This is a genomic window from Nocardia sp. NPDC003482 (genome assembly GCF_053588115.1).
This window is the reverse complement of sequence record NZ_JBSFPI010000009.1, coordinates 261467-286088: the sequence shown is the minus strand read 5'-3', so window position 1 is coordinate 286088 and position 24622 is coordinate 261467. Positions and strand designations below refer to the sequence as shown.

At 70.4% G+C, this 24622-nt stretch carries 26 protein-coding genes; 12 read left to right on the top strand and 14 right to left on the bottom strand.

The window, feature by feature from the left end; all coding sequences use genetic code 11:
• Nucleotides 1-106: 106 nt before the first annotated feature.
• Nucleotides 107-1255, top strand: a complete 1149-nt coding sequence (locus tag ACWDSJ_RS16910) for a damage-control phosphatase ARMT1 family protein (RefSeq protein WP_450032939.1) — start codon at nucleotides 107-109, stop codon at nucleotides 1253-1255.
• A 9-nt stretch (nucleotides 1256-1264) separates the two neighbouring features.
• Here the strand turns inward: ACWDSJ_RS16910 and ACWDSJ_RS16905 are convergent, their stop codons facing one another.
• Entirely contained in the window at nucleotides 1265-2434 is a 1170-nt protein-coding gene (locus ACWDSJ_RS16905; RefSeq protein WP_450032937.1) for a zinc-dependent alcohol dehydrogenase, read from the bottom strand.
• A gap of 7 nt (nucleotides 2435-2441) precedes the next feature.
• Nucleotides 2442-2960 carry a hypothetical protein gene (locus ACWDSJ_RS16900; protein ID WP_450032935.1) on the bottom strand — a complete coding sequence of 173 codons (519 nt, stop codon included), beginning with the start codon at nucleotides 2958-2960 and terminating at the stop codon, nucleotides 2442-2444.
• A 118-nt stretch (nucleotides 2961-3078) separates the two neighbouring features.
• Between ACWDSJ_RS16900 and ACWDSJ_RS16895 the strand changes: the two genes are divergently transcribed.
• Entirely contained in the window at nucleotides 3079-4173 is a 1095-nt protein-coding gene (locus ACWDSJ_RS16895) for an S-(hydroxymethyl)mycothiol dehydrogenase (protein ID WP_450032933.1), read from the top strand.
• Between the two features lie 42 nt (nucleotides 4174-4215).
• On the opposite strand, the gene ACWDSJ_RS16890 is transcribed toward ACWDSJ_RS16895, so the two are convergent.
• The 6 genes from ACWDSJ_RS16890 to ACWDSJ_RS16865 form a co-directional block, all read right to left on the bottom strand.
• A complete protein-coding gene (locus ACWDSJ_RS16890) occupies nucleotides 4216-4746 on the bottom strand; it encodes a DUF4383 domain-containing protein (protein WP_450032932.1) in 531 nt (176 codons plus the stop codon).
• An 83-nt stretch (nucleotides 4747-4829) separates the two neighbouring features.
• Nucleotides 4830-5834, bottom strand: coding sequence for a YihY/virulence factor BrkB family protein (locus ACWDSJ_RS16885; RefSeq protein WP_450032930.1), 1005 nt, complete (start codon nucleotides 5832-5834; stop codon nucleotides 4830-4832).
• A gap of 46 nt (nucleotides 5835-5880) precedes the next feature.
• A complete protein-coding gene (locus ACWDSJ_RS16880; protein ID WP_450032928.1) occupies nucleotides 5881-7149 on the bottom strand; it encodes a cytochrome P450 in 1269 nt (422 codons plus the stop codon).
• A gap of 17 nt (nucleotides 7150-7166) precedes the next feature.
• Nucleotides 7167-8495: an NAD(P)/FAD-dependent oxidoreductase gene (locus ACWDSJ_RS16875; RefSeq protein WP_450032926.1), complete on the bottom strand. Its 1329-nt coding sequence runs from the start codon at nucleotides 8493-8495 to the stop codon at nucleotides 7167-7169.
• Nucleotides 8492-9712, bottom strand: a complete 1221-nt coding sequence (locus tag ACWDSJ_RS16870; RefSeq protein ID WP_450032924.1) for a cytochrome P450 — start codon at nucleotides 9710-9712, stop codon at nucleotides 8492-8494. The genes ACWDSJ_RS16875 and ACWDSJ_RS16870 overlap by 4 nt, the downstream gene beginning before the upstream one ends.
• Entirely contained in the window at nucleotides 9709-10947 is a 1239-nt protein-coding gene (locus ACWDSJ_RS16865; RefSeq protein ID WP_450032922.1) for a cytochrome P450, read from the bottom strand. Before ACWDSJ_RS16865 ends, ACWDSJ_RS16870 begins: the two co-directional genes overlap by 4 nt.
• A 232-nt stretch (nucleotides 10948-11179) precedes the next feature.
• Here ACWDSJ_RS16865 and ACWDSJ_RS16860 point away from each other — a divergent pair, with 232 nt between their 5' ends.
• The 6 genes from ACWDSJ_RS16860 to ACWDSJ_RS16835 are packed head-to-tail and all read left to right on the top strand — an operon-like array spanning nucleotide 11180 to nucleotide 16111.
• Complete coding sequence (locus tag ACWDSJ_RS16860) at nucleotides 11180-12817, top strand: fatty acyl-AMP ligase (protein ID WP_450032920.1); 1638 nt, start codon at nucleotides 11180-11182, stop codon at nucleotides 12815-12817.
• A 33-nt stretch (nucleotides 12818-12850) separates the two neighbouring features.
• On the top strand, nucleotides 12851-13639 hold the full coding sequence (locus ACWDSJ_RS16855; protein WP_387357085.1) for a ferritin-like domain-containing protein: 789 nt from the start codon (nucleotides 12851-12853) through the stop codon (nucleotides 13637-13639).
• Between the two features lie 3 nt (nucleotides 13640-13642).
• On the top strand, nucleotides 13643-14170 hold the full coding sequence (locus ACWDSJ_RS16850) for a PaaI family thioesterase (protein ID WP_450032917.1): 528 nt from the start codon (nucleotides 13643-13645) through the stop codon (nucleotides 14168-14170).
• Nucleotides 14167-14424 (top strand): acyl carrier protein, encoded by a 258-nt coding sequence (locus ACWDSJ_RS16845; protein ID WP_387357082.1) that lies wholly within the window; start codon nucleotides 14167-14169, stop codon nucleotides 14422-14424. Before ACWDSJ_RS16850 ends, ACWDSJ_RS16845 begins: the two co-directional genes overlap by 4 nt.
• Nucleotides 14421-15254, top strand: coding sequence for an SAM-dependent methyltransferase (locus ACWDSJ_RS16840; protein ID WP_450032915.1), 834 nt, complete (start codon nucleotides 14421-14423; stop codon nucleotides 15252-15254). The genes ACWDSJ_RS16845 and ACWDSJ_RS16840 overlap by 4 nt, the downstream gene beginning before the upstream one ends.
• Before the next feature lie 14 nt (nucleotides 15255-15268).
• The gene (locus tag ACWDSJ_RS16835) at nucleotides 15269-16111 is read left to right on the top strand and encodes an acyl-ACP desaturase (protein WP_387357078.1); all 843 of its coding nucleotides are present in this window, start codon (nucleotides 15269-15271) and stop codon (nucleotides 16109-16111) included.
• A 70-nt stretch (nucleotides 16112-16181) separates the two neighbouring features.
• Here the strand turns inward: ACWDSJ_RS16835 and ACWDSJ_RS16830 are convergent, their stop codons facing one another.
• Nucleotides 16182-16649: a PaaI family thioesterase gene (locus tag ACWDSJ_RS16830; RefSeq protein ID WP_387357076.1), complete on the bottom strand. Its 468-nt coding sequence runs from the start codon at nucleotides 16647-16649 to the stop codon at nucleotides 16182-16184.
• 152 nt (nucleotides 16650-16801) lie between these two features.
• On the opposite strand from ACWDSJ_RS16830, the gene ACWDSJ_RS16825 reads away from it, so the two are divergent.
• A complete protein-coding gene (locus ACWDSJ_RS16825) occupies nucleotides 16802-18001 on the top strand; it encodes a cytochrome P450 family protein (protein WP_450032912.1) in 1200 nt (399 codons plus the stop codon).
• Nucleotides 18002-18006: 5 nt separating this feature from the next.
• Here ACWDSJ_RS16825 and ACWDSJ_RS16820 read toward each other — a convergent pair whose 3' ends face one another.
• The 5 genes from ACWDSJ_RS16820 to ACWDSJ_RS16800 form a co-directional block, all read right to left on the bottom strand.
• A complete protein-coding gene (locus ACWDSJ_RS16820) occupies nucleotides 18007-18798 on the bottom strand; it encodes an ABC transporter permease (protein WP_450032910.1) in 792 nt (263 codons plus the stop codon).
• Nucleotides 18795-19529: an ABC transporter ATP-binding protein gene (locus ACWDSJ_RS16815; RefSeq protein WP_450032908.1), complete on the bottom strand. Its 735-nt coding sequence runs from the start codon at nucleotides 19527-19529 to the stop codon at nucleotides 18795-18797. The genes ACWDSJ_RS16820 and ACWDSJ_RS16815 overlap by 4 nt, the downstream gene beginning before the upstream one ends.
• 8 nt (nucleotides 19530-19537) lie before the next feature.
• A complete protein-coding gene (locus ACWDSJ_RS16810; RefSeq protein WP_450032906.1) occupies nucleotides 19538-20020 on the bottom strand; it encodes a hypothetical protein in 483 nt (160 codons plus the stop codon).
• A 170-nt stretch (nucleotides 20021-20190) separates the two neighbouring features.
• The gene (locus tag ACWDSJ_RS16805) at nucleotides 20191-20886 is read right to left on the bottom strand and encodes a hypothetical protein (RefSeq protein WP_450032904.1); all 696 of its coding nucleotides are present in this window, start codon (nucleotides 20884-20886) and stop codon (nucleotides 20191-20193) included.
• Between the two features lie 67 nt (nucleotides 20887-20953).
• The gene (locus ACWDSJ_RS16800) at nucleotides 20954-21880 is read right to left on the bottom strand and encodes a PDR/VanB family oxidoreductase (protein WP_450032902.1); all 927 of its coding nucleotides are present in this window, start codon (nucleotides 21878-21880) and stop codon (nucleotides 20954-20956) included.
• Nucleotides 21881-22036: 156 nt separating this feature from the next.
• Between ACWDSJ_RS16800 and ACWDSJ_RS16795 the strand changes: the two genes are divergently transcribed.
• Genes ACWDSJ_RS16795 through ACWDSJ_RS16785 form a run of 3 tightly spaced genes read left to right on the top strand, consistent with a single transcriptional unit; the run spans nucleotide 22037 to nucleotide 24621 of the window.
• The gene (locus ACWDSJ_RS16795; protein WP_450032900.1) at nucleotides 22037-23197 is read left to right on the top strand and encodes an acyl-CoA dehydrogenase family protein; all 1161 of its coding nucleotides are present in this window, start codon (nucleotides 22037-22039) and stop codon (nucleotides 23195-23197) included.
• 12 nt (nucleotides 23198-23209) lie between these two features.
• The gene (locus ACWDSJ_RS16790) at nucleotides 23210-23731 is read left to right on the top strand and encodes a YiiD C-terminal domain-containing protein (RefSeq protein ID WP_387357062.1); all 522 of its coding nucleotides are present in this window, start codon (nucleotides 23210-23212) and stop codon (nucleotides 23729-23731) included.
• On the top strand, nucleotides 23728-24621 hold the full coding sequence (locus ACWDSJ_RS16785) for an alpha/beta hydrolase family protein (protein ID WP_450032898.1): 894 nt from the start codon (nucleotides 23728-23730) through the stop codon (nucleotides 24619-24621). Before ACWDSJ_RS16790 ends, ACWDSJ_RS16785 begins: the two co-directional genes overlap by 4 nt.
• Nucleotide 24622 lies beyond the last annotated feature (1 nt).

Sequence of the window (24622 nt, the reverse complement as noted above, 5' to 3'; positions counted from 1 at the left end):
CCCTTCCAGTGAAACGGCGGTCGCCGTGTGTTCGCACCGAGTTCACCCACAAACTTGCTGTGAATACGGCCACGAACCGGTTACGACGATAGGCGATGATCGAGGAATGATCACTGCCGCGCCGATCCTTTCCGGAGTACCCGATTCGTTCGCCCGAAGCGTCTTCCACGAACGGCACCCGAAATTGATCGATCAGGTGTGCAGTGCCCACCCCTACGGCCCGGCCGAACGGGCCGCGCTGCGCGAGGTGCTGAGCGAGAGTACCGAAGGGGTGTTGGAACCCCCGCGGACGATGAGAACCGAATGGTCGGTCTGGGGTGCGGAGCTGTGGGGACGGCCGTGGGGTGAGGCGTCGTTCCTGTGGGCGGAGAGCTACTTCTATCACCGGCTGCTCGAGGCGGTCGGCTGGTTCGGGCCGGGCGCGTGGCACGGGATCGATCCGTTCGCGCCGACCAAGGCGGCGGAGCTGGCGGGTCCGGCGGTGGCCGACGTACTCGCGGCCCTCGACGAACTCGCCGACGCCCCGCGCGAGACCGTGCGCGCGGCGCTGCTGCGATCGGCGCTGTGGGGCAATCAGGCCGATCTCGGGTTCCGCCTCACCGCCGGGCCGGGTTCGCGCGCCACGCGGCTGCTGGCCGACGACAGCGCGGTGTTCTGGGCGAGCCTGGACCGCGCGCCCGACGCGCTGGTGTGCGTGATCGCCGACAACGCGGGCCGGGAACTGTTGCCCGATCTGGTGCTGATCGACCATCTGCTGGTGTCGGGGGCGGCGGCCCGGGTGGCGCTGCACGTCAAGCCGCGGCCCTACTACGTCTCCGACGCGACGACGGCCGATGTCCTCGCCGCGCTGCGCGTGCTGCGGGAGGCCCCGGGATCGGCGGCCGCGATCGGCGAACGGCTGTGGGCGGCGCTGCGCGAGGGACGGCTCACCGTCCGCGCCCACGAATTCTTCTGCGCGCCACTGTCTTTCCACGACATGCCCGCGGATCTGGCCGACGAGTTCGCGGGCGCGGCGATGACCGTGGCCAAGGGCGACCTGAACTACCGCCGCCTCGTCGGCGACCGGCACTGGCCGCCGACGACCTCCTTCACGGAACTGACCGCCTACTTCCCCGGCCCCGTCACCGCCCTGCGCACGCTGAAATCCGATGTGGCCGTGGGCCTTTCCGACACCCAGGTGCGCGAGCTGGACGCCACCGGCACCGCCTGGCGCACGACCGGCGAACACGCCCTCATCCAGTGCAACCCGGGCTAGCCGAAACCCTCAGGGCCGGAACACCGCTCGCACACACCCGTCGGACTTGTTCTTGAAGATGTCGTACCCGTGCACAGCCTGCTCCAGCGGCAGATCGTGGGTGATGAGATACGACGGATCGAGATCACCCTGCTGGATGTAGTCGAACATGCGCGGCACATAACGCTGCCCGTGCTGCTGGGCGGTGCGCAGGGTCAGGCCCTTGTTGGTGAGCACCCCCATCGGGAATTTGTCCGTCGCCCCGTAGATTCCGAGCACCGAGACGATACCGCCCTTGCGGCACGCCAGGATCGCCTGCCGCAGCGCGTTGGCCCGATCGGTCTCGAGCCGCAGCAGCTGCTTGGCGCGATCGTAGAGGTACTGCACGCCGGTACCGTGCCCCTCCATGCCCACCGCGTCGATGCACGCGTCCGGTCCGCGCCCGCCGGTCATATCGCGCAGCATCTCGTGCACGCTGTCGACAGCGGTGTAGTCGATGGTCTCGGCCCCGAAGTGCTTGCGCGCCAAGGCCAATCGCTCCGGATACCGGTCGATCATCACCACCCGTTCGGCCCCGAGCAGCCGGGCGCTGTGCCCGGCCATCAGCCCGACGCCGCCGCTGCCGAACACCGCGACGGTGTCGCCCGCGTCGATATCGCAGAACTCCGCGCCCATGAGCCCGGTCGGCACGGCGTCGGACAGGAACAGCGCCTGCTCGTCGGTGACGCCCTCCGGCACGACGAAGCAGTTGACGTCCCCGAACGGCACCCGCACGTACTGCGCGTGCGAACCCTGATAGCCGCCGAAGGGATGGGTGTAGCCGTAGATGCCGCCGGTCGGATACCCGAACACCGGTTGTTGCAGCGCCGCATTCGGATTGGTGGTGTCGCACACCGAGTACAGCTCGTGATCGCAGTACCAGCACGACCCGCAGCCGATGAACGACGGCACCACCACCCGGTCCCCGATCGCGCGGTCGCGGACCTCCGCGCCGACATCGACGATCTCGCCGAGGAATTCGTGCCCGATGACATCGCCCGCGCGCATCCCCGGCAGGTAGCCGTCGATGAAATGCAGATCCGACCCGCAGGTCGTGCTGATCCGCACCTGGACGATGACGTCGTGCGGATTGACCAGGGCCGGATCGTCGACCGTTTCCATGGCCAGATCGTCGACCCCGTTCCAACACAGTGCGCGCATGATTCTCCTAAGCCGTGGTCCGCGCACTGGGATTGTGCGCGAGGGTGGGGATCTCACCGGTCTGCAACAGCGCCCGCGCCCGGTAGAGCACGGTGAACGCGGCCGCGCCGGTGAGCAGATCGGGCAGCGGCGTGTGCGCCGCGAGCCGCACTTCGGTGCCGAGATCGTTTGGCGCATCCGAGAATTCGAGCCGGATCCACATCGGACCCGAGTCGCCGGAGCGGGTTCCGACGAACCGCATACCGTTCTCGTCGTCGACGAGTTCGGTGTTCCAGCTCAGCGTCTCCTCTCCCGAGCGCCGCACGCTCCACTCGTAGCTGCCCTCGGGGCCGGGCCGGACCTCGGCGAGATCGCCCAGTACCCGCGACCAGTTCGCCGGGTCGCGGAAGAACAGCGCGACCTGTGCGCGCGGCCGGGTGATCGTGAGGGTCTGCCCGGGTTCGCCGCCGGATCCGCCGACGAGCTTTCCGACCAGCTCGCTCACCTGGGATTTCGCCTTGTCCACATAATGATCGACAGAGTGCATCGAGGACTCCCTTCGCTCTCGGAGCGGCCTACCCCCGTCCCGCTCCCGGAACCGGTCCCCGGGAAAGATTTCTGTGCGACCGTGAACACGGTTTCCCACGCGAGGAGAGGACGGTTCGATGGCCCAGACGGTTCGGGGTGTGATCGCCCGGTCGAAGCAACAGCCGGTCGAGGTGACCGAGATCGTGGTGCCGGACCCGGGGCCGGGCGAGGCCGTGGTGCGGGTGCTGGCGTGCGGGGTGTGCCACACCGATCTGCACTATCGCGAGGGCGGCATCAACGACGAGTTCCCCTTCCTGCTCGGGCACGAGGCCGCGGGCGTGGTGGAGACGGTCGGCGCGGGCGTGACCGAGGTCGAGCCGGGCGATTTCGTGATCCTGAATTGGCGGGCGGTGTGCGGGACGTGCCGGGCCTGCCGCAAGGGCAAACCGTGGTACTGCTTCTCGACGTTCAACGCCGCCCAGCCGATGACGCTCGCCGACGGCACCCCGCTCACCCCCGCCCTGGGGATCGGCGCGTTCGCGGACAAGACGCTCGTGCACGCCGGGCAGTGCACCAAGGTCGATCCGGCCGCCTCACCCGCCGCGGCGGGCCTGCTCGGCTGCGGGATCATGGCCGGGCTCGGGGCGGCGCTGAACACGGGCGGGGTGAGCCGCGGCGACAGCGTGGCGGTCATCGGCTGCGGCGGGGTCGGCAGCGCGGCCGTGGCGGGTGCGCGGCTGGCCGGGGCCACCACCATCGTCGCCGTCGACATCGATCCGCGAAAACTGGAGTGGGCCAAGGGTTTCGGCGCGACTCATACCGTGGACGCGAGCGCCGGGGATCCGGTGCCGGTGATCCAGGAGATCACCGGCGGGTTCGGCGCGGATGTGGTGATCGACGCGGTGGGGCGGCCGGAGACCTGGAAGCAGGCGTTCTACGCGCGGGATCTGGCCGGGACCGTCGTGCTGGTCGGCGTGCCCACCCCGGAGATGCGGCTGGAGATGCCGTTGCTGGACTTCTTCTCCCACGGCGGCGCGCTCAAGTCGTCCTGGTACGGCGACTGCCTGCCCTCGCGCGACTTCCCCACCCTGATCGATCTGTACCGGCAGGGCCGCCTGGACCTGGATGCCTTTGTCTCCGAGACGATTTCGCTCGACGAGGTGGAGCAGGCGTTCGCGAAGATGCACCGCGGCGAGGTGCTGCGGTCGGTGGTGCGGGTGGCCGAGCGGTGACCGCGTGGCCCGCGCCCGATGCGGCGCGGGCCCCGGGATGGGTCAGTGCGCGTGCCCGTGCCGGGTGTGCCGGGCCTGGCGGCGGCCCTCCGGGCGTCCGCGCTGCGGCGAACCCGCCGCCATACCCGAGCCGCCGCCCGCGGGCAGCAGCAGGCCGAGCGCGACCATGACCGCGCCGAGGCCGAGGTGCAGCCAGTTGTCGGCGTTGTTGACCGGGATGAAGTTGGCGTCGCTGTCCTTGTCGACCAGCAACCCGTAGATCCACAAGGCCAGGTAGATGACGCCGCCGCCGATCAGGAAGGTACGCGCGCCCGCCCGCGAGCGCGCCATCGCGAGCCCGGCCAGACCGAAGACCAGGTGCACGATGTTGTGCAGCGCCGAGACGTTGAAGAGTCCGAACAACTTCGCGCCGGAATGGTGTCCCGCCCACGACAGCATGTCGTAGTCGGTCGTGATCCCGGGGATGAACCCGAGGATTCCGACCAGCAGGAACACCGCGCCGATCGCGTACGCGGCGGTCTGGATGAGCGTGCTGCCGCCCACCCTGCCCTGGGCGTATCCGGCTGTGGCCATCTCGATTCTCCTCTCGACTGGGCCGACCCGGCCGAATCATGATCACCGCCGAAATAGCCGCTTGCTATCGCGCCAAACGTGGGTTACTCCTCGGGCGGACGATCCGCGGCGGGGGTGAACCCGATTTCCACCCGCTGTTCGGGGCTGCGGGTCTCCGCGCCGGTGGCCGCGATGAGGTAGGACTTGTCGGCCGAGGTGAGCGGCGGCTGGCTGAGCCCGCGCGGCCACAGCCCGCGGCTGCGCACCACATCGGCCTCCACGGCGTACAGGGTGACCGTGGCCTGCAACGCGAACCAGCTCAGCAGCCCGAGCACCACGCCGAACAGCCCGGCGACCGCCTCCGCGTGCCGCAGGGTGTGGGCCAGCAGCACTCCGGCCAGATTGGACAGCAACTGCCAGGCCATCCCGGCGGCGAACGCGCCCGGGATCATCGAACGGGTGGCCACCACCCCGGCGGTCGCCAGCCGGAACGCCGCCAGGAACAGCGCCCCGTCCAGCAACCCGGACACCGCGACCACCAGGATCCGCACCGGCAGCGCGCCCAGCCCGAGCGCCTCCCCCGCCGCGCCCATCGCCGCGGCGGTCACCGCGACCACGATCGTCAGGCCCAGCACCGCCAGCAGTCCCAGGGCGCGCACGTAGTTCAGCGGGAAGGCGGGCCGGTCCACCCGCGGCACCGCCCACACCGTGTTCAGCGTCTTCTGCACCGCCGCCGCGAAACCCCGTGCGCCCCAGACCGATCCGGCGATACCGACGGTGAGGGCGAGGCCGGTGTTGCCCAGCGCCGTGACGCCGAGCTGCTCGTGCAGTTGCGCGCCGACGATGGGGAACTCGCTGAACGCCGAATCCACCACCTGCTGGCGCAGTCCCGGCGAATCCCGCAGCACGATGCCCGCCGCCGTCACCAGCACGAGCAGCAGCGGGAAGGTCGCCACGAATGCGTAGTAGGCCAGCAGCGCGACCAGCGTCCCGGCCTCGTCGTCGTTGAACTTCTTGATCACCCCGACCACGAACGCCACCGGCCGGTGCCGTTGCTGCCACGAATCGAGCCGCCGCACAAGCGCTTCGACACCCGTGATCGGGTTCATGTCCCGGTTATACCGCTCCCGCGCGGCCCGCGGTACCGGAACGGAGTCAGGCGGGGGTGATCCGCACCGGCAGCGCCTCCAGGCCGCGGATGACGACATTCGGCTTGTAGGGCGGATTCTCGGTGAGCGGTTCGAGGGTGCGGGCGCGGCGCAGCAGCACGTCGAGCAGGATCTCCATCTCCAGCAGGGCCAGCGGCGCGCCGAGGCAGTAGTGGATGCCGAGGCTGAAGCCGAGATGCTTCTTGGCCGGGTGGTGCGGGTCGGCGTAGCGGGCGACGTCGACGCGGTCGGGATCGGCGTAGGCGCGCGGGTCGCGGTTGGCCGAATTGATCAGCACCACAACGCCTTCGCCGGTCTCGAACCGGTGCCCGGCCACCTCGATCGGGCGGGTGGCCGCGCGGGTGGTGATCTGCACCGACGGCTCGAGCCGCAGCAGTTCGTCGGGGGCGTACTCGGTCAGGCCGGGCCGCTCGCGCATCCGCTCGAACTGGTCCGGGTTGCGCATGAGCTGCAACAGGCCGGTGCCGACGAGGTTGGCGGTGGTCTCGTGCCCGGCGACGAAGGTGGTGATGCAGGTGGCGAGCAGTTCCTGTTCGGTGAGCACGTCGCCGCGGTCCTCGACCAGTGACAGGGCGCTGAGCAGATCGTCGGCGGGCCGGGCACGGCGCTCGTTGAGCAGTTCGCGGAAGTAGCCCATGAATCCGCGCGAGGCGGCGCTGCGCGCGGTCAGCGCCTCGGGCGGCAGCGTGTAGTCGTGGTCGAAGCCGCGCGCCAGATCCTGCGACCAGCGGTGCACCTGCTCGTAGGCCTCGCTGGGCACGCCGATCAGCTCGCAGGCGATGATCAGCGGCAGCGGGTAGGCGATGGTCTCCACCAGATCGAATTCGCCCGCGGCCAAGGCGTTGTCGACCAGTTGTTCGGTGAGTTCGGTGATGCGCGGGCGCAGCCGGGTGACCATGCGCGGGGTGAATCCCTTGGTGACGAGGTTGCGCAGGCGGGTGTGGTCCGGCGGCTCCATCCACAGGAACGAGGTGGGCAGTTCCTCGGGGGCGTTCTCCGGGGAGACGGTCGGATGCATCATGCCCGCCTCCTCGGCGTGGCTCCACGCGGTGGTGGACAGCACCGCGGCGCAGTCCTCGTAACGGGTGAGCACGTGGTGGCCGATCGGGGTCTGATGCAGGGGCCCGGCCTCGCGCAGCACGGCGGCCGCGGCGTAGGGATCGGGGCGGCCCTCGGGCCCCAGCAACCGGGCGAGGGCGGCGGCGACGGCCGAATCGGGTTCGGCGACAGCGGTGTTCGACTGCGAAGGGTCCATCGGTTTCTCCTCGGTGATCAGCGGCGGGCGGGCTGGGGTACCGGTGGTCGCGCCGGGGCGGCGGGGCGCAGGACGCGGCCGAGGACGCGCGGATGCAGCAGGGCGGCGGGCGGTTCCACGAGATTGGCCACGCGCAGGAACGCGCGCGCCACCCGCGGATCGGTGTGCGCCGCGCGATGCACGCGCGCGAGATAGGCATGGGTGGCGTGGGTGCGCGGCGAGCGCCGCCCGACGACACCGGGATGGGCGAGATCCGCGGTGGTCGACAGCTGCCAGGCCGCCGCGACGCAGTTGGCGGCCTCGGCGTAGAACCGGGCGGGCAGCCGCCGCGCGTCGGTGTGCAGGCACTCCCGCAGCGCCAGCGCCTGCTGCGCGGCCACGGTCATGCCCTGGGCGTAGAGCGGGTTGAAACTGCACAGCGCGTCGCCGAGGGCCAGGAACCCTTGCGGCACAACGGGTTGCCGATCGTAGCGGCGGCGCACGGCCTGGCGGAACCGGTACGGCACCGGATCGCCGAGCGGTTCGCCCGAGACGATGTCGTGGATGTCGGGGGTGGGCAGTCCGGCGGCGAACGCGGCGAACGCGTCCGGCTCGGTGGGCGGATGGTCGCCGAGCATTCCGGCGAGGGTGACATGCCAGCGGTCGCCCTCCACGCGGATGGCGCCGCCGCCGCGCCCGTCGGGTCCGGTCGACACGATCACCGAGCGGTGCCCGTCGAGCTGTCCGGGCCGGGCCCGGTAGAACCGCGACGCGTAACCGAGATCGACCTCCAGGGTCTCCTCCTGCGGGGCGCGGGCGCCCAACTGGCTGAGCCATTGCGGGGCCCGCGAGCCGCGCCCGGTGGCGTCGACGACGAGATCGGCGGCGAGCGTGTCGGGTTCGCCGTCGGTGGTGACCTGCACGGCCCGCACCCGGGCGGCGTTGCCGAGCAGCGACCGCGCCGTCGTGTGCGCACGCAGCCGCACCCCGGGCAGCGCGAGGGTGCGTTCGCGCAGCACCGATTCCAGCAGCGGCCGGGTGGCCAGCACCGAGGTCAGGCCCGTCTCGGCGGGCGCGACGCGGGAACCGCCCACGTACCAACGGGTTCCGATGAGCACCTCCGCGGTGGCCGCGCCGCGCCGTTCCATCTCGCCCGTGAATCCCGGGTAGAGCCGCTCGATGGCGGTCCGGCCGCGATCGAGCAGCCCGTGCAGATGCCGGGCCTGCGGGACGCCGCGCCGCTCCGAATCCGCCTCGGCCGCATCGCGTTCCAGGACGGTGACCCGGTCGAACCGCTCGGTGAGCACCCGGGCCGCGAGCAGCCCGGCCACGCCCGCGCCGACGACGACGGCGTGCCCGTCGCTCACAGCGTCACCGGCAGCGCGACGATGCCGCGGTGGATGAGGCTGGGCTGGTAGTCGACCGTCTCGGTCGCGAGCGCGAGTTCGGGGGCGCGGGCCAGCAGCGCGCGCACCGCGACCTCGGCCTCGAGCCGGGCCAGCGGCGCGCCGACGCAGAAGTGGATGCCCAGGCTGAACCCGAGATGCTTACGGGCGGGCCGGTTTCCGGCGTAACGGGTGACGTCGAAGGTCTCCGGATCGGCGAAGACGCGGCCGTCGCGCCCGGCCGAGCCGGTGAGCACCACGACGCCGTCGCCGCGCCGGAACCGCTTGCCGCCCACGGTCGTATCCTCGAGCGCCACCCGGATGGTGAACTGGGTGGGCGCGTCGTAGCGCAGCATCTCGTCCAGCGCGGGCGCGATCAGATCGGGCCGCTCGCGCAGCAACGCCATCTGATCCGGATTGCGCAGCAGTGCCAGCATGCCGTTGCCGATCAGGTTGATCGAGGTCTCCATCCCGGCGACCAGCAGCAGCAACGCCATGCCGACCACCTCGGGCTGGGTCAGCTCCCCGCCCGCGGCGGCCGCGGCGACCAGTTCGCTGAGCAGATCGTCGGTGGGCGCGGACTTCTTGCGCTCCACCAGACCGGCGAAGTAGGTGAGGCAGTCGCGGGCGGCGATCCCGCGCGCGGCGACGGCGTCGTCGGTGAGCAGCGCGTCGGGATCGCTGCCCCGGGCGATGGCGAGCTGCCAGGCGCGGAAGTCGGCGGCGCGGGCCGGATCGCCGCCGAGCAGCCGCACCGGGATCATGGCCACCGCCAACGGGACCGCGAGTTCGTTGAGCACGTCCAGGGTGCCGCGCTCGATGGCGGCGTCGAGCAGGTCGTCCACCACCCGGCCCGCCAGCGGGGACAGTTCGGCGATCGTCTTGGGCGTGAACGCCTTCGCGACCAGTTTGCGGTAGCGGCCGTGCTCGGGCGGGTCCATGCGCACGAACGAGCCGGGGATGGCGGCGGTGCTGTCGCGGAACGGGCTGATGCCCGCGGTGTAGCCGTGCCCCCAGTGCGCGCCGGTGAGCACCGCCGCGCACTCCTCGTAGCGGGTGACGAGAGTGACCGGCACATCGCCCAATTCGAAGGGCAGCAGCGGGGTCGCGTCGCGCACCCGCCGGTACTCCGGATACGGGTCGGCGCGGTGCGCGGGCTGGAAGGCGTCGAAGGTGATCTCCGGGATCGCGGTGCTCATCGGGCCACCACCCGCACGTCGAGCCGGGACACGCCGCGCACCACCACATTCGGGCGGTAGGCGGGTTCGGCGAGCAGTTCCAGATCCTTGACCCGTTCGGCGATCGCGGTCAGCACCGTCTGCATCTCGACCCGCGCGAGGAACGCGCCCAGGCAGTAGTGCAGGCCCAGCCCGAACGACAGGTGCCGGTCGGTGCGGTTGCCCGCCGCGTAGCGGGCGATGTCGAAGCGGTCCGGGTCGGGGAAGGCCAGCGGGTCGCGGTTGGCGGAGGCGAACAGCACCACCACCGCGTCGCCGGGTTCGAAGGTGTGCTCCCCCACCGTGATTCGGTCGTGCGCGGCGCGGGTGGTCAGGTGCACGGGGGCGTCGTAGCGCAGCACCTCGTCCACCGCGGGCACGGCCAGCTGCGGATTCGAGCGCAGCCGCCGGAACTCCCAGGGGTTGCGGATCAGGGCCAGCACGCCGTTGGCGATCAGGTTGACGGTGGTCTCGTGCCCGGCCACGACCAGGATCAGCAGGGTGCCGATCAGTTCGGTCGGGGTGAGCGCCACGCCCTGCTCCTCGGCCTGCACCAGCGCGGTGATCAGATCGTCGCGGGGTTCGGCGCGGCGCTGGCGCGCCAATTCGCCGAAGAACTCCTCGAATTCGCGCACCGCCGCGGTGCGGGCCGCCAATTCCTCGGGCGCGAGCAGGGTATCGGGATCCAGGCCGCGGGCGATGGCGTGCGACATGTGCCGCACCTGCTCGTGCGCCTCCGGCGGCACGCCGAGCATCTCGCAGATCATGCTGAGCGGCAACGGATATGCCAGCGCGTCGAGCAGTTCCACCTCGCGGCGGGCGAGGATGTCGTCGAGCATCCCCGCGACCAGTTCCTCCGCGCGTTCGCGCATGGCGCCCACCGAGCGGGCGGTGAACGCCCTGCCGACCAGCCCGCGCAGGCGGGTGTGCTCCGGCGGCTCCATCCACAGGAACGAGCCGGGCAGCTCGATATCGCTGGAACCGTGCAGCAACTGCGGTTCCTCGGCGTGGCTCCAGCGCGGATCCTGCATGATCGCGCGCGCCTCGGCGTAGCGGGTGACCAACCGCATGTCGTGGGGACCGGGCACGAACGGACCGGCCGCGCGCAGCACCTCGTAGGCGTCGTAGGGATTGTGGCGCATGTGCGGGCCGACACTGTCGACGACCGCCTGCTGCACGGGACTGATCTGCGCGAGCGCGGACTGCTCGGAACTCACCGGGCGACTCCTGGGGTGGGAGGCGACACGTGTCGCCGACGCGGAAAACCGGGTTCGCGACCATCGTGGCGTCGGCCCGAGGGACCGGGCGGCGAAGATCGCCGCTTCCTATCGGGTGATAGCCGAACAACGTTATCGCGCAGGGTGATCGGGCAATCGGAAGGAATTATCAGCGCGCGGAATTCACAGCTCGTTCGCCATGCGGTCACACTGCGCTGTTGTCGTGACGGTCATGAATTCCTCGGTAACGGGTCCGACACTCACGGACCGGCTCGCCGAAATCGCGGCCGCCCATCCGCGGGTGAGCGCCACCTTCTGGTCCTCGGCGCAATCGACGACCTATTCCGAACTCCACGACGCCGCCCTCGCGGCGGCGAAATCGCTTGTCGCGCAGGGTGTCCAGCGCGGCGAGCCGATCGGCATCCTGGCGCCCAACGCCCCGGAATTCCTCATCGGATTCTTCGGCTCGATCGCCGCGGGCGCCGCCGCCACCCCGCTGCCGTTGCCCGCGGGCGCGCGGCAGATCGAACAATATCCGCACAAACTCGCCGCCATTGTCGCCGCCTCGGGAATGCGTCACATCCTGGTGTCGCCGCGTTACGCGGAAATGACGTCGCTGCTCGGCGACACCGTCGATGTGCAATTCCACGACGCCGTCGCGCTTTTCGAGAACAATAATGTGAACGCCATTCTGCCCGAGGTCGGTTCGGACGATCTCGCGGTCGTCCAGTTCACCTCCGGGAGCACGGCCGCGCCCAAGGGGGTGCGGCTGACCCATCGCATGGTGCTGGCCGGGCTGGCCGCCATCCGCGAGGGCATCGCGCTGGATCTCGACGATCAGGGCGGGTTCTGGCTGCCGCTGTTCCATGACATGGGCCTGTTCGGCACGCTGTCGGCGATTCTGCGCGGCATTCCCTCCCATCTGTGGTCCCCGGCGGCGTTCGTCAAGGATCCGGCCCGCTGGCTGGCCCAATTCGATGCCAGCGGAACGACGATCACCGCCATGCCGAACTTCGGCTACGAGGCGCTGCTGGCCGCGGTGCCGCCGGAGCGGGTGACCGACTTCGACCTGAGCCGCTGGCGGATCGCGTTCAACGGGGCCGAACCCATCTCCCATCAGGTGGTGACCGCGTTCCAGAATCGGTTCGCCCCGGCGGGTTTCGCGCCGGAGACCATGTTCGGGGTGTACGGGATGGCCGAGGCGACCCTGGCCGTCACCTTCCCGCCGCTGGGCCGAGGGCCGGTGTTCGACTGGGTCGACCGGGCCACGCTGTCGGAATCCGGGTGGGCGCATCCGGTTTCGCCGGACGATCCGGGCGCCCGCGCGGTGGCGGGGGTGGGTTATCCGGTGGCCGGGCTGCGGCTGCGGGTCGTGGACGACGAGTCCGGGATGACCGTGCCCGACGGCGAGGTGGGCGAGATCCTCATCCGCGGGCTGTCGGTCACCGACGGCTATCTGACGGTGGATCCGGTCGATCCGTTCACCGACGGGTGGCTGCGCACCGGCGATCTGGGCTATCTGCGCGGCGGCGAGCTGTTCGTCACCGGGCGCAGCAAGGACATGATCACCGTGCGCGGGGTCAACTACTACGCCCAGGACGTGGAGGCCGCGGTCCGCGATCTGGACGGCGTCTACAAGTTCCGCTGCACCGCGACCATCGACCCCGACGACGCCGAGACCATCGCGGTGATCGCCGAGACCGAACTGACCGGCGCCGCGCGAGAGGCGTTGTGCGCGAACATCGGTGACCGCATCGCCGCCCGGCTCGGGCTGGCGGCCGTGCGGGTGTGCCTGGTCGCCCCGCGCAGCATCCCGCGCACCTCGAGCGGCAAGCTGCAACGCCTCGCCGCCCGCGAACTGCTCTCGTAATCCCCCGCCTCCCGTTTCGAGATCGGAGCCCCCGTGCACAGCTACGACGTCTTCCGCCACTACGAGCGGCTGCATTGGCAACTGACCGACCTGTCGCTGGGGTCGGTCGATCCGACCCTGGTCCGGCCCGAGTACGTGACCCTGGCCAAGAGCGCGGCCATGGGCGAATCGAATGTGATCGCCGCCGTGCACGGCTTCCTCGAGGAGTTCGTGGACGACTACGACTTCTCCACCTTCGCGGTGGTGTGGGGTTATCAGGAAGTGCAGCACCACTACGCCTTCCGGTCGTGGCTGGCCGCCGTGGGCGAGGCCGTCGACGATCGGGCCGTGGACGCCATGCGCGAGCCGTACGCGCCGGGCACCACGCCCTCGGCGACGTTGGCCACCAACATCATCAGCGAGCTGACCGTCAACCACGTCTACCGGGCGGTGTCGCGCTGGGTGGAGGAGCCGGTGCTGAAGGATCTGCTGCTGCGCGCCAGCCGCGACGAGTCCGGGCACGCGCGCGAGTTCATCCACTACACCACCAAGCGGCTGGAGCGGCGGCCCGAGGAACTGCCCTCGGTGCTCGAGACGCTGTACGTGTACAGCTCCGAGGCCAAGATCAAGCATCCGGTGAGCACGTTCAAGTCCGGCATCAGTGAGTTGGGCGACCACGAGACCATCGACACCGGATTCGAGCTGTTCCTCGAACAGGTCGCCGCCGAGGGCGAACTCGAGGATCTGCACGACAAGGTGCGCCGCACCTTCGCCGGGATCACCGGGCTGGACCTGTCGTCCAACGCCAAGGTGCGCCGCGCGCTGGCCGACGCGATCGCCTGAGCCATGGACCACGACACCGTGCGCGTGCCCTGGTCGGTGGTGCCGGACTACCGGTGCTTCGGCTGTTCGCCGCACAACCCGTCCGGGCTGCGGCTGAGCTTCACCCGTCGCGGCGACGGGTTGGAGGCCGCGGTCCGGCTCGGCCGCGAGTTCGAGTCCTATCCCGGCGTGGTGCACGGCGGGCTCATCGGCGTGGTGTGCGACGAGGTGATGGGCAATCTGATCGTGCTCGCGCGCGGGGTGCCCGCGTTCACCGTCTCGATGCGCACCCGCTATCTGACGCCGCTGTTGGTGGATGGCGACTATGTCTGTCGCGCAACGATTTCCGAGGGCGGGGACGCGACCATCGCGGCCGCCGCGGAGATCGTCGACGCGGACGGGCAGTTGTGCGCCACCGCCACCGCGACCTATCGGCCGTTCGCCCTGGGCGACGTCCGTCATCAGCTCACCCTCAGCGACGACGATGTCGCGCGCCTGTCCGACGCCCTGTCCCGTCCGAACACCCTGTCCCCGAACGGAGTTCACCCATGACCGCTCACGACGACATCCTGCGCACCGTCACCGAGATCGCCGCGTCCGAAACCGGCATTCCCGCAAGCGAACTCACCCCCGACGCCGATCTGCGCGGCATGGCCGGGGTGGACTCGGTGCGGGTGCTGCGCATGATCGCGCGCATCGAACGCGCCTACGACATCGAACTCGACGACGAGGACGTGTTCGGCCTGTCCACGCTGTCGCAGGTGGCGACCGTGGTCGGCAAGGCGCGGGCGGAGGCCGCGGCGTGACCGCGATCGCCGACACCAATCAGCACTACGATCTCGATCCGGAGATCTTCGGCGAATTCCTCGATCCGCTGCGCAAGTACAGCTCCGGGCTGTACCTGTCCGACACCGACACCCTCGAGCGGGCGCAGCGGCAGAAGCTGCGGTTCGTGGCGGAGCGGCTGGGGCTGTCCGGCGGGGAGCGGCTGCTCGACGTGGGCTGCGGGTGGGGTGCGCTGATCCTGTTCATGGCCGAGGAATTCGGTTGTGACGCACTGGGAATCAGTCCCGCGCCGCGCCAGCACGAGTACATCGCCGAGCAGGCGCGGGCGCGCGGGGTGGCCGACCGGATCCGCACCCGGGTCGGGCACTTCGAGCGAATGGAGTTGCCGGAGCGGAACTTCGACGCGGTGTCGCTGCTCGGGTCGATCGTGCACATGCCCGATGTCGACGCGGTGTTCCGCCGGGCGCGCGCGGTGCTGCGGCGCGGGGGCCGGTTGTACGTGTCGGAGAGCTGTTTTCGCAACGCGGCCGCGCGCGACGCGTTCGACGCGCGGACCGGGACGCGGTTCGTGCGCGCGGACATCTTCGGGTTCGGGGAGCTGCGGCCGCTGTCGGAGCTGATCACCGCCGCCGAGAACGCCGGGTTCTCGATCAACTCGGTCGACGATCTGACCGACGACTACCGGCGCACGATCGAGGATTGGATCGCGAACGTGGACGCCGCGGCCGAGCGCATCGACGCGCACGGCGACGGCCTGGCCGCCAAGCTGCGGCGCTATCTGGAGATCGCCAACGCCGGGTGGGGTTACACCACCAAGCATTACGCGCTGGTGTGCCGCAAGGCCCGCTAGCGGAGGAGACTGCCATGAACATCGAATCGGCCCTGATCCCGGCCGATCAGGTGGCGGCGGCCGTGGACGGCTTCCTGGCCGCCTCGCCCGCCGCCCGGGCCTGGGACGTGGAGACCGCCTTCGACTGGGCCCGCGCCGACGCCGGGCGGCTCACCGAGGGCCAGCGCTCGGCGGTGCAGTTCGTGACCTACATCGAGGACCATCTGCCCGGCTATTTCGATGTCTACCACCGGTATTTCCCGGTCGACGACAGCGTGGACCTGGCGACCTTCACCCACAATCGCGAGCTCTACCACTTCACGGTCCGCTGGGCCGCCGAGGAGGACACCCACGCCCGCGCCCTCACCCGCTACCAGACCGCCTCCGGCATCGCCGAGATCGACACGCTCCGAACCGATCTCGCCGTCGAGGGCCGCAAACCCTTCGACCTGCCCTACGACCACCCGGTCCAGTTCTTCGCCTACGCGCTGGTGCAGGAGAAGGCGACCCAGATGTACTACCAGCAGTTGCGCGAAGTGATCGACGAGCCGGTGCTGGACGCGGTGTTGCTGCGGCTGTCCCGCGACGAGGCGCGGCATTTCACGTTCATGGCGGATGTGGTGACGCGGTACCTGCGCACTCACGGCGACGAGGTGGTGGCGCCCATCCGCGACGTCATCGCGGAATTCCGCATGCCCCTCGCCGATACGCTCCGAGGTTACTGGCGCTGGGCGCTGCGCATCGCGGATGTCGCCACCTACGACCACACCGAAGCGTACGACCATCTGGTGAAAGTCGTTGACCGGGCGGTGGATACGCGGTCGGATCAGGTCGATGAGTTGGTGCGGTTCATCGGGAGTTGCCGCGCGTTGCGGTGAGTCCTCGTGGGAGGACGTCGGCACGAGGGGCTCCACCGCTGGGAACGCGGTGGAGCCCCTTCCCTTTCTCCTACTTCTCGGGGGAAAGGACCAAAATGGTGGTGGAGCCGTGGGCGATCAATTTGCCTGCGGCGTCGGTGATTCGGCCTTCGGCGGTGGCGGTGCGGCGGCCTACGTGGACGGCCTTGGCGTCGCAGGTGAGGCGGGAGCCGTCGAGGGTGACGGAGCGGATGAAGTTCACCTTGAGTTCGAGGGTGGTGTAGGCGATTCCGTCGGCCAGTTTGGTGAAGACGGCGCTGCCCATGGCGGTGTCCAGCAACGTGGCGAGGACGCCGCCGTGGACGGTGAACATGGCGTTGATGGTGGCGGGGTTGGGGTCGAGGTGGTAGCGGGTGTAGCCGTCGCCGGCCTCGTCGAGGCGGATGCCGAGGGACGCTCCGACGCCGAGATTCTCCTGGAGGCCGCGCTCGAAGACGGTGGTCAGTTCGCCGACCCGGGACGCGACGGTGCCGTTGGGCTGAATGCCGGTGCTGGTCATAAGGTTTCCTCCCTGTGAAGCGGTCGGTCCCATTCGATCAGCGCTCGGTGAACGCCGAGCGGACGCGGGCGATGACATATCGAACTTCGATCGGATGATCGAAACCGCCGGTGCCCCGGGCGAATTCACCGGCCGGGCGTAGCGTGGACGGGGTGGTCGAGACGCTGAGCGCCGATTTCTTCACCGATCCCCATGTCCATTACCGGCGCTGGCGCGAGCACGGCCCGGTCCATCGGATCCGGTTCCCCGACGGCGTCGAACGCTGGATCGTCGTCGGCTATCCCGAGGCCCGCGCCGCCCTGGCCGATCCGCGCCTGCGCAAGGACATCGTCCACGTCGACGGCCTGGTCCGCGCCAAACGCCCCGCCGCCGCGGCGAGCCCGCTGTCGCTGACGCTGCTCACCCACATGCTCAACACCGATCCGCCCCAGCACGCCCGGCTGCGCAAGCTGGTGAACAAGGCGTTCGCCCCGCGCCGGGTGGCGGCCCTGCGCCCGCGCATCGAGCGGATCACCGACGAACTGCTCGACGCCCTGGACACCGGCGACCGCGTGGACCTGCTGCGCAGCTTCGCCGTCCCGCTGCCCATCACCGTGATCTGCGAGGTGCTCGGCGTCGCCGTCGACGACCGCGACGCCTTTCGCACCTGGACCACCGATCTGGTCGGCGTGGTGGGCCGCGAGGCCGAACGCGCCCGCGCCACCGCCGCCATGGCCGCGTTCCTGCGAGATCTGGTGCAGGCCAAGCGATCCCACCCCGGCGACGATCTGCTCTCGGCGCTCACCCTGCCCGCCGAGGACGGCGACCGGCTCACCGAGAACGAGCTGGTCTCCATGGCGTTCCTGCTGCTCATCGCGGGCCACGAGACGACGGTCAATCTCATCGGCAACGGCGCGCTGGCCCTGCTGCGCGATCCGGACCGCCTGCGCGAGCTGAGCGCCGACCTGTCGGCCGTGCCGGACGCCGTGGAATCGTTCCTGCGCTACGACGGCCCGGTCGACCTGGCCACCATCCGCTACACCGCCGAACCGGTCCGCATCGGGGACACCGAGATCCCCACGGGCGAACTGGTGTACGTCTCCCTGGCCGCGGCCAACCGCGACCCGGACCGCTTCCCGGACCCCGATCGGCTCGACCTGTCCGCCGACGCGAGCGGCCATCTGGCCTTCGGCCACGGCATCCACTTCTGCGCGGGCGCTCCCCTGGCCAGGCTGGAGGCGTCGATCGCGTTCACCGCCCTGCTGAAGCGCTTCCCGGACCTGCGCCTCGACATCGACGCGGCCGATCTGCGCTGGTACGAGAGCACCCTCATCCGCGGACTGATCGAACTCCCGGTCCGCTTGCGGCCCTGAGCCTTTCAGTCCGTGGCGAGGTCGCGCCGGGACAGCCGCACGGTGCCGAGCACGAAGAACACCGCGGCCACGAGCGCGAAGTACAGCAGCGCGCCATTGGCGCCGCCGAACGCGGGATGACTCGTCGGGTACTGACCCGCGCCCAGTTCGCCGTTCTTGAACGGCATCCACCGCTGCACGGCATTGCCGACCTTCACCGGCAACATCGCCGAGAACGCCTCGATGCCGAACTTCCACAACAGCACCCCGCCCACCACGACCCCCGGCCGGGGCACCAGCCCCGCGAGGCCGACGCCCAGCGCGCAGACGCAGAACGCGAAAACCGGTAGCGCCCACAACAATCGGATTCCAGCGGCCGAGCCCATATCGACCCGGCCCCACACCTCGGGAAACACGACCGGGAACACCGCGAGCAGGATCACCATGGTGACCAGCACCGCCACCGCCGCGAGCACGCCGAACACGATCAGCTTCGCGACCGGGAGCAGCCAGCGCCGGGTCTGTGCGCAGTACACCAATTGCGCTGTCGCGTACCGGAACTCGTTGCTGAGCGAGGACACACCCGCCGACATCAGGATGATCGTCGCGAAGATCATCACCCAGTACCCGGCGTTGTTGGTGTCCATCCCGCCGCCACCGTTGATCTTGTTCATTCGCGACGCCACGGCCAGGCTGGCGTTCACCGCGAGCGGCAGCGCCACGGCGATCGGTACGATCGCCAGCCACACCGGGCTGCGCCAGGACAGCTTCGTCAGTTCGCTGCGGACAGCGCGCGCCAAATGGACTGCCGCACTCACTGTTTCACTCCCCCGGCGTATTCGACGCTGCCGCGCGTGACCGTCAGATACGCCGACTCGAGCCGACGCGGCCCCGACCCGAGCGCGAGGGTCTCCTCGCGGTCGGCGTCGGAGAGGATCCGGCCGCGGCCCATGATCACGATGCGGTCGGCGGTGATCTCGACCTCCGTCAGATTGTGCGAGGCGACCAGCAGCGTGCGGCCCTGGTTCGCCAGCCCGGTCAGCAGTTCGCGCAGCCACAGCACCCCGTCGACGTCGAGGCCGTTGTCCGGCTCGTCGAGCACGATCGTGCGCGGGTCGCCCAGCAGCGCGGACGCGATGCCGAGCCGCTGCGACATGCCGAGCGAGAACCGGCCCACGAGCCGATTCCCGACCTCGGACAGGCCCACCCGGTCGAGCACCTCCCCGACCTCGCGGACGGGTATCCCGCCGAGGCGGGCCTGCCACGAAAGATGCTGGCGCGCCGTATGTCTCGGGTTCCGCGCGAAGGTGTCGAGATTGAACCGCACCTCGCGCATGGTGTCGCCGAGTTCGCGCAGCGGGCGCTCGGCGATGCGCACCGTGCCCGAGTCCGGCGCGGTGAGCCCGGCGATCATCCGCATGACCGTGGACTTCCCGGCGCCGTTGGGCCCGAGCAGGTAGGTGATCGAACCGGCCGCGGCGGCGAAGCTCACGTCGTCGACCGCGACCTTGTCACCGAACCGCTTGGACAGGGCGGAAACTCGGATCATCGAGCGGATCAGTAGCCGAAGTCGGGGTTGCCGGTGCAGCCACCGATGCCCGCGCAGGTGGCCTTCCAGTCGACCTTCCACAGCCCGTCCTCGCGGATGTAGGAGTACGTTCCGCTCGCGGCCGGGAAGCCCGCCATCACGCCGGACAGGGTGGCGGTCATGGTGTTGCCGTTGACGCTCTTGGAGGTCGCGCGCTCCTGGATCGACAGGAAGTCGTAGAGCTGGCCCTGGGAGAGGATGCCCTGCAACGCGGGACCGGCCGTCTCGCCGTGGTAGCTGACCTTGACCTTCTCGCTGATCGGCAGGTTCGGGTTCCACAGCGCGGCGAACTGCCCGGCGATCGCGTCGAGCGACGGATCCGCGTCGCGCACATACAGATCCGCGACCGACGCGTCCCGGACCGAGCGATCCGCGAGCGCGGGGGACGCGGCGCTGGTGATCAGCAGACCAGCGAAACCCAGTGCGGCGAATACTCCGGCGATCTTCTTCATAACCCATCCTGCGTCTCTCGGGAGGGCGGCCCGACCTTCTCGGCCACCCCGTCGCCTCGGCACGCTACTGGGTCGAGTTAGGTAAGCGCAACCTAACAACACGAAGAGGCCCCGTCCGGGATCGCCGGACGGGGCCTCGGTGTCCCCCCGGTTTCCACCGGGGTCTTTCCCTACTTGGGGGCGCTGAAGGGCTGGTTGATCGTGGTGAAGTACTGGATCGCGGCCAGGATCGCGACCGGCGCGGTGACCAGCAGCTGACCGGCCAGCGTGCCCAGCGCGCCCACGGCGACGATGCCGCCGATGCAGCCGATCACCGCGGCCGGGACGAACGCGCCGAACAGGCCGACGATGGCCGCCGAGGCGACCGTCGCACCCGCGACGCCGCCCAGCACACAGCCCACCGCGCCGCCGGCGATGCCGCCGACGAGGGTGCCGATGGTGGCGCCCATGGTGATGGTGCTGGTCATGCGGGTCCAGGCGGCCTGCTCGCGATCGTAGGGGGTCTTCCAGGGGGCGGTGTCCTCGTAGGGCAGCGCGACCGGCTTGTAGACCGCGTGCGCGACGTCGAACTGCGGGGACAGCGTCGCGGTGTGGCCCTGGACCTGGGCGGCGATCGGGAACTCGAAGTCGTCGACCCGGAACTTCAATTCCGTTCCGGCGAGCACGCTTCCGTCGGCCGCCTTGATCTTGAACACCCCGTCCTCGACATCGAGCGAGCCCGCGTCGGTGGTGATGATCGTGGCCGTCTCGGTGGCGGTGGCCTTGTAGTTCACGACGCCGTTGTCGGCGGGCGCGGCACCGGCCGTGCCGGCGGCGACGCCCAGCGCGGCGACCACCAGAGTCGACGCCGCAGCGAATTTCCTCATCCTGGTTCTTTCTTTCCTCGTGTCGGGTGTGTGATCGGCGCGCGGGGTGCGCGCACGTCGATGGGCGTCACAGATCGAGGACGAGCACCCCGGCAGCGCGGGAGACGCAGAGCATCATGGTGTCGCCGCGGACGCGTTCGGCCTCGGTGAGGACGCTGTCGCGGTGGTCGATATCGCCTGTCACGACGGCGGTTTCGCAGCTGCCGCAGGTGCCCTCGCGGCAGGAGGTGATGACCGGGACGCCCGCCGCCTCCAGCACATCGGCGATGGACTGGGTGGCGCCGACGCGGTGCGTCGTGCCGGTGCGGGCGAGCCGGACCTCGAAGGGTTCGTCGGGTCCGGCGACGATCGCCTTGGGCGCGAAGCGCTCGGCGTACACGGCCGAACCCGTTGCGGCGGCGGCGGTTTCGACGGCGGCGAGCAGGGGTTCGGGACCGCAACAGTAGATCGCGGCGTCCCCGGCCCCCGCCACGATCTCCGCGATCGGCAGCAGACCGTCGGTGTCCTGCGCGACCAGCCGCACCCCGGGCCGCGACGCCAGCTCCCCGGTGAAGGCGAAGTGGGCGCGAGATCTGGCCCCGTAGAACAACTCCCAGCGCGCGCCGCGCGCTTCCGCGGCGGCCAGCATCGGCAGGATCGGCGTGATCCCGATGCCCCCGGCCACGAACACGTACGCGTCGCTGTTGACCAGTTCGAAGTTGTTGCGCGGCGGCGAGACTCGCAGCTCCGCACCCTCGTGAGCGTTGCGGTACAGCCACTCCGACCCGCCGCGCCCCCGCGGCTCGCGCAGAATCGCTATGCGCCAACGGTTTTCGTGACCCGGATCACCGCACAGCGAGTACTGCCGGACGCCCGCCTCCGCGACGGACACATCGATGTGCGCGCCCGGCGACCACGGCGGCAGCGCCGCGCCGTCGGCGGCGGCGAGGTCGAGGCGGAACACGCCCTCGGCCTCGTCGCGGCGGGCGAGCACCCGCACCGGTAGCTCGGTCATATCGTCCCCTCGGTCGTCGTCGCCACCACCGTGACCGAGTTGCTGTCCGGTCGCACGACCCCCGCGACGATCCGATTCGACCGATCGGCATCGCCTATCGCCCGCGCGCCCGCGTCCGGGCGGGACAGAGACTGGGCACATGAGCGAGGTGAGCGCATGACTACCGTGGCCCAGTTGGTCGAGCGGACCCGGGAGTTCGTCCGGGACCACGTGATCCCGGTCGAGCGCGAGGTGGTGGCCGGGGGCCGCGTCACCGACGACGCCCTACGGCTGGACCTGCAGAAGAAGGCCAAGGACGCGGGCGTGTTCGGCCCGCTGTCGGATCCGGCGTACGGCGGTCTCGGCCTGGACACCCGCGCGCAGGCGCGGGTGCTCGAGGCGGCCGGGGCGAGCCTGCTCGGCCCGCTGGCGGTCAACGCCTGGGCCCCCGACGACGGCAACATTCATTTGCTGGCCCATGTCGCCAACCCCGAACAGCGGGAACGGTATCTGGCCCCGCTGGCGTCGGGCGAGGTGCGCTCGGCCATCGCCATGACCGAACCGGCGCCCGGCGCGGGCTCGGATCCGCGCATGCTCCAGACCGTCGCCGAGGAGACCGACACCGGCTGGATCATCAACGGCAGCAAGCACTTCACCACCGGCGCGCAGGGCGCGGCGTTCGTCATCTGCGTCGCCCGCACCGCCGACGGCCCGACCATGTTCCTGGTCGACCAGGACAATCCCGGCCTGCGGGTCGGGCGGCGGATGCCGACCCTCGACCACACCAGCGCCCCCGGCGGCCACTGCGAGGTCGAGTTCACCGACTGCGAGGTGCCCGACGAGGCGGTGCTCGGCACCGTCGGCGCGGGCCTGGAACTGGCCCAGGTGCGTCTCGCCCCGTCACGGCTGATCTTCTGCATGAACTGGCTCGGCCTGGCCGTGCGCGCCCAGCAACTGACCGTCGACCACATCACCCGCCGCCACGCCTTCGGCGTCGCCATCGCCGAACACGGTCTCGCCCAGGGCCTCGTCGCCGACAGCGAGATCGACATCGCCGCCGCCCGCGGCCTGATCGCCACCGCCGCCGCCACCATCGACGAGCAGGGGCCGCTGTCGGCGCAGGCCCGGCACGAGACGTCCATCGCGAAAACCTTCGTCTCCGAGGCGGTCTGGCGGGTGCTGGACCGGGCGGTGCAGCTGCACGGCGCGCTGGGGGTCACCGAGGACCACCTGGTCGCCCGATTCCTGGTGGAGGCCAGGGCGTTTCGCATCTACGAGGGGCCGTCGGAGGTGCTGCGGTGGTCGATCGCCCGCCGCGTCCTGCGCGGCCCGCGCTGAGGAGGAATCCCGATGACCACCCGTGAACTGAGCGGTTTCGCCGCCGCCTACCCCGAACTCGACCCGGCCGCGGTCGATTACGAGTACCTGCGCGCCGTCTCCCAGGACATGGTCCCCTTCGGCCGCCACGTCGGCACCCGCATCACCGAGATCGGCCCCGACGCGGCGATCGTGGAGATCCCCGCGGGCGACGAGGTGCGCAACCACATGGGCACCGTGCACGCGGGCGCGCTGTTCACCGCCGCCGACATCGCGGGCGCCGCGGCGTTCGTCGGCGCGGCGGCCGAGCGGCTGCACACCGTCGAGCGGCTGGTGCTGCGCGGCGGCACCGCCGCCTACCGCAAGCCCGCCGTCGGCCGCATCCGCGCGATCGCGACCGTGGACACCCGCGAGCTGGCCGACATCCTCGCCGCGACCGCCTCGGCGCGGTTCGAGCTGGCGGGCAAGGCGCTGCTGCGCGACGACAACGACGTGGTGGTCGCGAAGTTCACCTTCGACTACGTCTGCGACGTGAACCTGGGCGAGCCGTCATGACCGCCGCGAAGCCGGAATCCCGGTCGGAGTTCACCACCCTGGAGGCCACCGAGGTCTCCACCGCAGACGGCGTGGTCTTCACGCTGCGCCGATTGGCGGCCGCGGACCCCGCCGCCCCGGTGGTTCTGATCCTGCCCGCCATGGCGATGAAGGCGCGCAACTACCTCGCCCTCGCCAAAGCCCTGCACGCACAGGGGCTTTCGGTGGTGACCGCCGATCTGCGCGCGCACGGCGAGGCGCGCCCGCCGCTGGGCGAGCACACCGATTTCGGGTACCGGGAGATGATCGAGATCGATCTGCCCGCGATCGTGGGCGCGGTCGAGCGGCTGTTCCCGCACGCCCCGCTGCACCTGTTCGGGCACAGCCTGGGCGGGCAGATCGCGCTGCTGTTCGCCGCCGCCGAACCCGAGCGGGTCGCCGGGGTGACCGTGATCGGCACCGGCACCGTGTTCTGGTACGCCTTCGGGCCGCGCCGCTGGTTCGAGGCGCTGAGCCAGATCCAGTGGATCGGCCTGGTGTCGCGGGTCAAGGGCCTGTGGCCCGGCGGGGTGCTGATCCCCGCGCCCATGCCCGGCGGCGTCATGACCGACTGGTCGGTGCACTCGCTGACCAGCTACTACCGGGTGCGCGGCACGAAGCGGCGCTACAACGACCTGCTGAAGCGGATGACCCTGCCGGTGCTGGCGATCTCGCTGTCCGAGGACGTGCTCGGCCCGAAGTCGAACGTCGACTTCCTGGCCGGGCGGATGCCCGCGGCCAAGCTCACCCGCTGGCATGTGGACGAGAACTCGACGGTGACCCATCGCGACCACTTCGCCTGGATCAAGGACTCCCCCGCCGTGGGAGCCGCTGTGGCGCAATGGATCACGACCGGCGCGGTCGGGGCCTGAG

Bases quoted from the DNA above. Each gene is read 5' to 3' on its own strand.
- ACWDSJ_RS16885 (WP_450032930.1), bottom strand. From the start codon at position 5,834: ATGAACCCGATCACGGGTGTCGAAGCGCTTGTGCGGCGGCTCGATTCG.
- ACWDSJ_RS16795 (WP_450032900.1), top strand. From the start codon at position 22,037: ATGACTACCGTGGCCCAGTTGGTCGAGCGGACCCGGGAGTTCGTCCGG.
- ACWDSJ_RS16880 (WP_450032928.1), bottom strand. From the start codon at position 7,149: ATGGACCCTTCGCAGTCGAACACCGCTGTCGCCGAACCCGATTCGGCC.
- ACWDSJ_RS16810 (WP_450032906.1), bottom strand. From the start codon at position 20,020: ATGAAGAAGATCGCCGGAGTATTCGCCGCACTGGGTTTCGCTGGTCTG.
- ACWDSJ_RS16805 (WP_450032904.1), bottom strand. From the start codon at position 20,886: ATGAGGAAATTCGCTGCGGCGTCGACTCTGGTGGTCGCCGCGCTGGGC.
- ACWDSJ_RS16845 (WP_387357082.1), top strand. From the start codon at position 14,167: ATGACCGCTCACGACGACATCCTGCGCACCGTCACCGAGATCGCCGCG.
- ACWDSJ_RS16785 (WP_450032898.1), top strand. From the start codon at position 23,728: ATGACCGCCGCGAAGCCGGAATCCCGGTCGGAGTTCACCACCCTGGAG.
- ACWDSJ_RS16830 (WP_387357076.1), bottom strand. From the start codon at position 16,649: ATGACCAGCACCGGCATTCAGCCCAACGGCACCGTCGCGTCCCGGGTC.
- ACWDSJ_RS16900 (WP_450032935.1), bottom strand. From the start codon at position 2,960: ATGCACTCTGTCGATCATTATGTGGACAAGGCGAAATCCCAGGTGAGC.
- ACWDSJ_RS16815 (WP_450032908.1), bottom strand. From the start codon at position 19,529: ATGATCCGAGTTTCCGCCCTGTCCAAGCGGTTCGGTGACAAGGTCGCG.
- ACWDSJ_RS16860 (WP_450032920.1), top strand. From the start codon at position 11,180: ATGAATTCCTCGGTAACGGGTCCGACACTCACGGACCGGCTCGCCGAA.
- ACWDSJ_RS16905 (WP_450032937.1), bottom strand. From the start codon at position 2,434: ATGCGCGCACTGTGTTGGAACGGGGTCGACGATCTGGCCATGGAAACG.
- ACWDSJ_RS16790 (WP_387357062.1), top strand. From the start codon at position 23,210: ATGACCACCCGTGAACTGAGCGGTTTCGCCGCCGCCTACCCCGAACTC.
- ACWDSJ_RS16910 (WP_450032939.1), top strand. From the start codon at position 107: ATGATCACTGCCGCGCCGATCCTTTCCGGAGTACCCGATTCGTTCGCC.
- ACWDSJ_RS16800 (WP_450032902.1), bottom strand. From the start codon at position 21,880: ATGACCGAGCTACCGGTGCGGGTGCTCGCCCGCCGCGACGAGGCCGAG.
- ACWDSJ_RS16895 (WP_450032933.1), top strand. From the start codon at position 3,079: ATGGCCCAGACGGTTCGGGGTGTGATCGCCCGGTCGAAGCAACAGCCG.
- ACWDSJ_RS16835 (WP_387357078.1), top strand. From the start codon at position 15,269: ATGAACATCGAATCGGCCCTGATCCCGGCCGATCAGGTGGCGGCGGCC.
- ACWDSJ_RS16850 (WP_450032917.1), top strand. From the start codon at position 13,643: ATGGACCACGACACCGTGCGCGTGCCCTGGTCGGTGGTGCCGGACTAC.
- ACWDSJ_RS16870 (WP_450032924.1), bottom strand. From the start codon at position 9,712: ATGAGCACCGCGATCCCGGAGATCACCTTCGACGCCTTCCAGCCCGCG.
- ACWDSJ_RS16890 (WP_450032932.1), bottom strand. From the start codon at position 4,746: ATGGCCACAGCCGGATACGCCCAGGGCAGGGTGGGCGGCAGCACGCTC.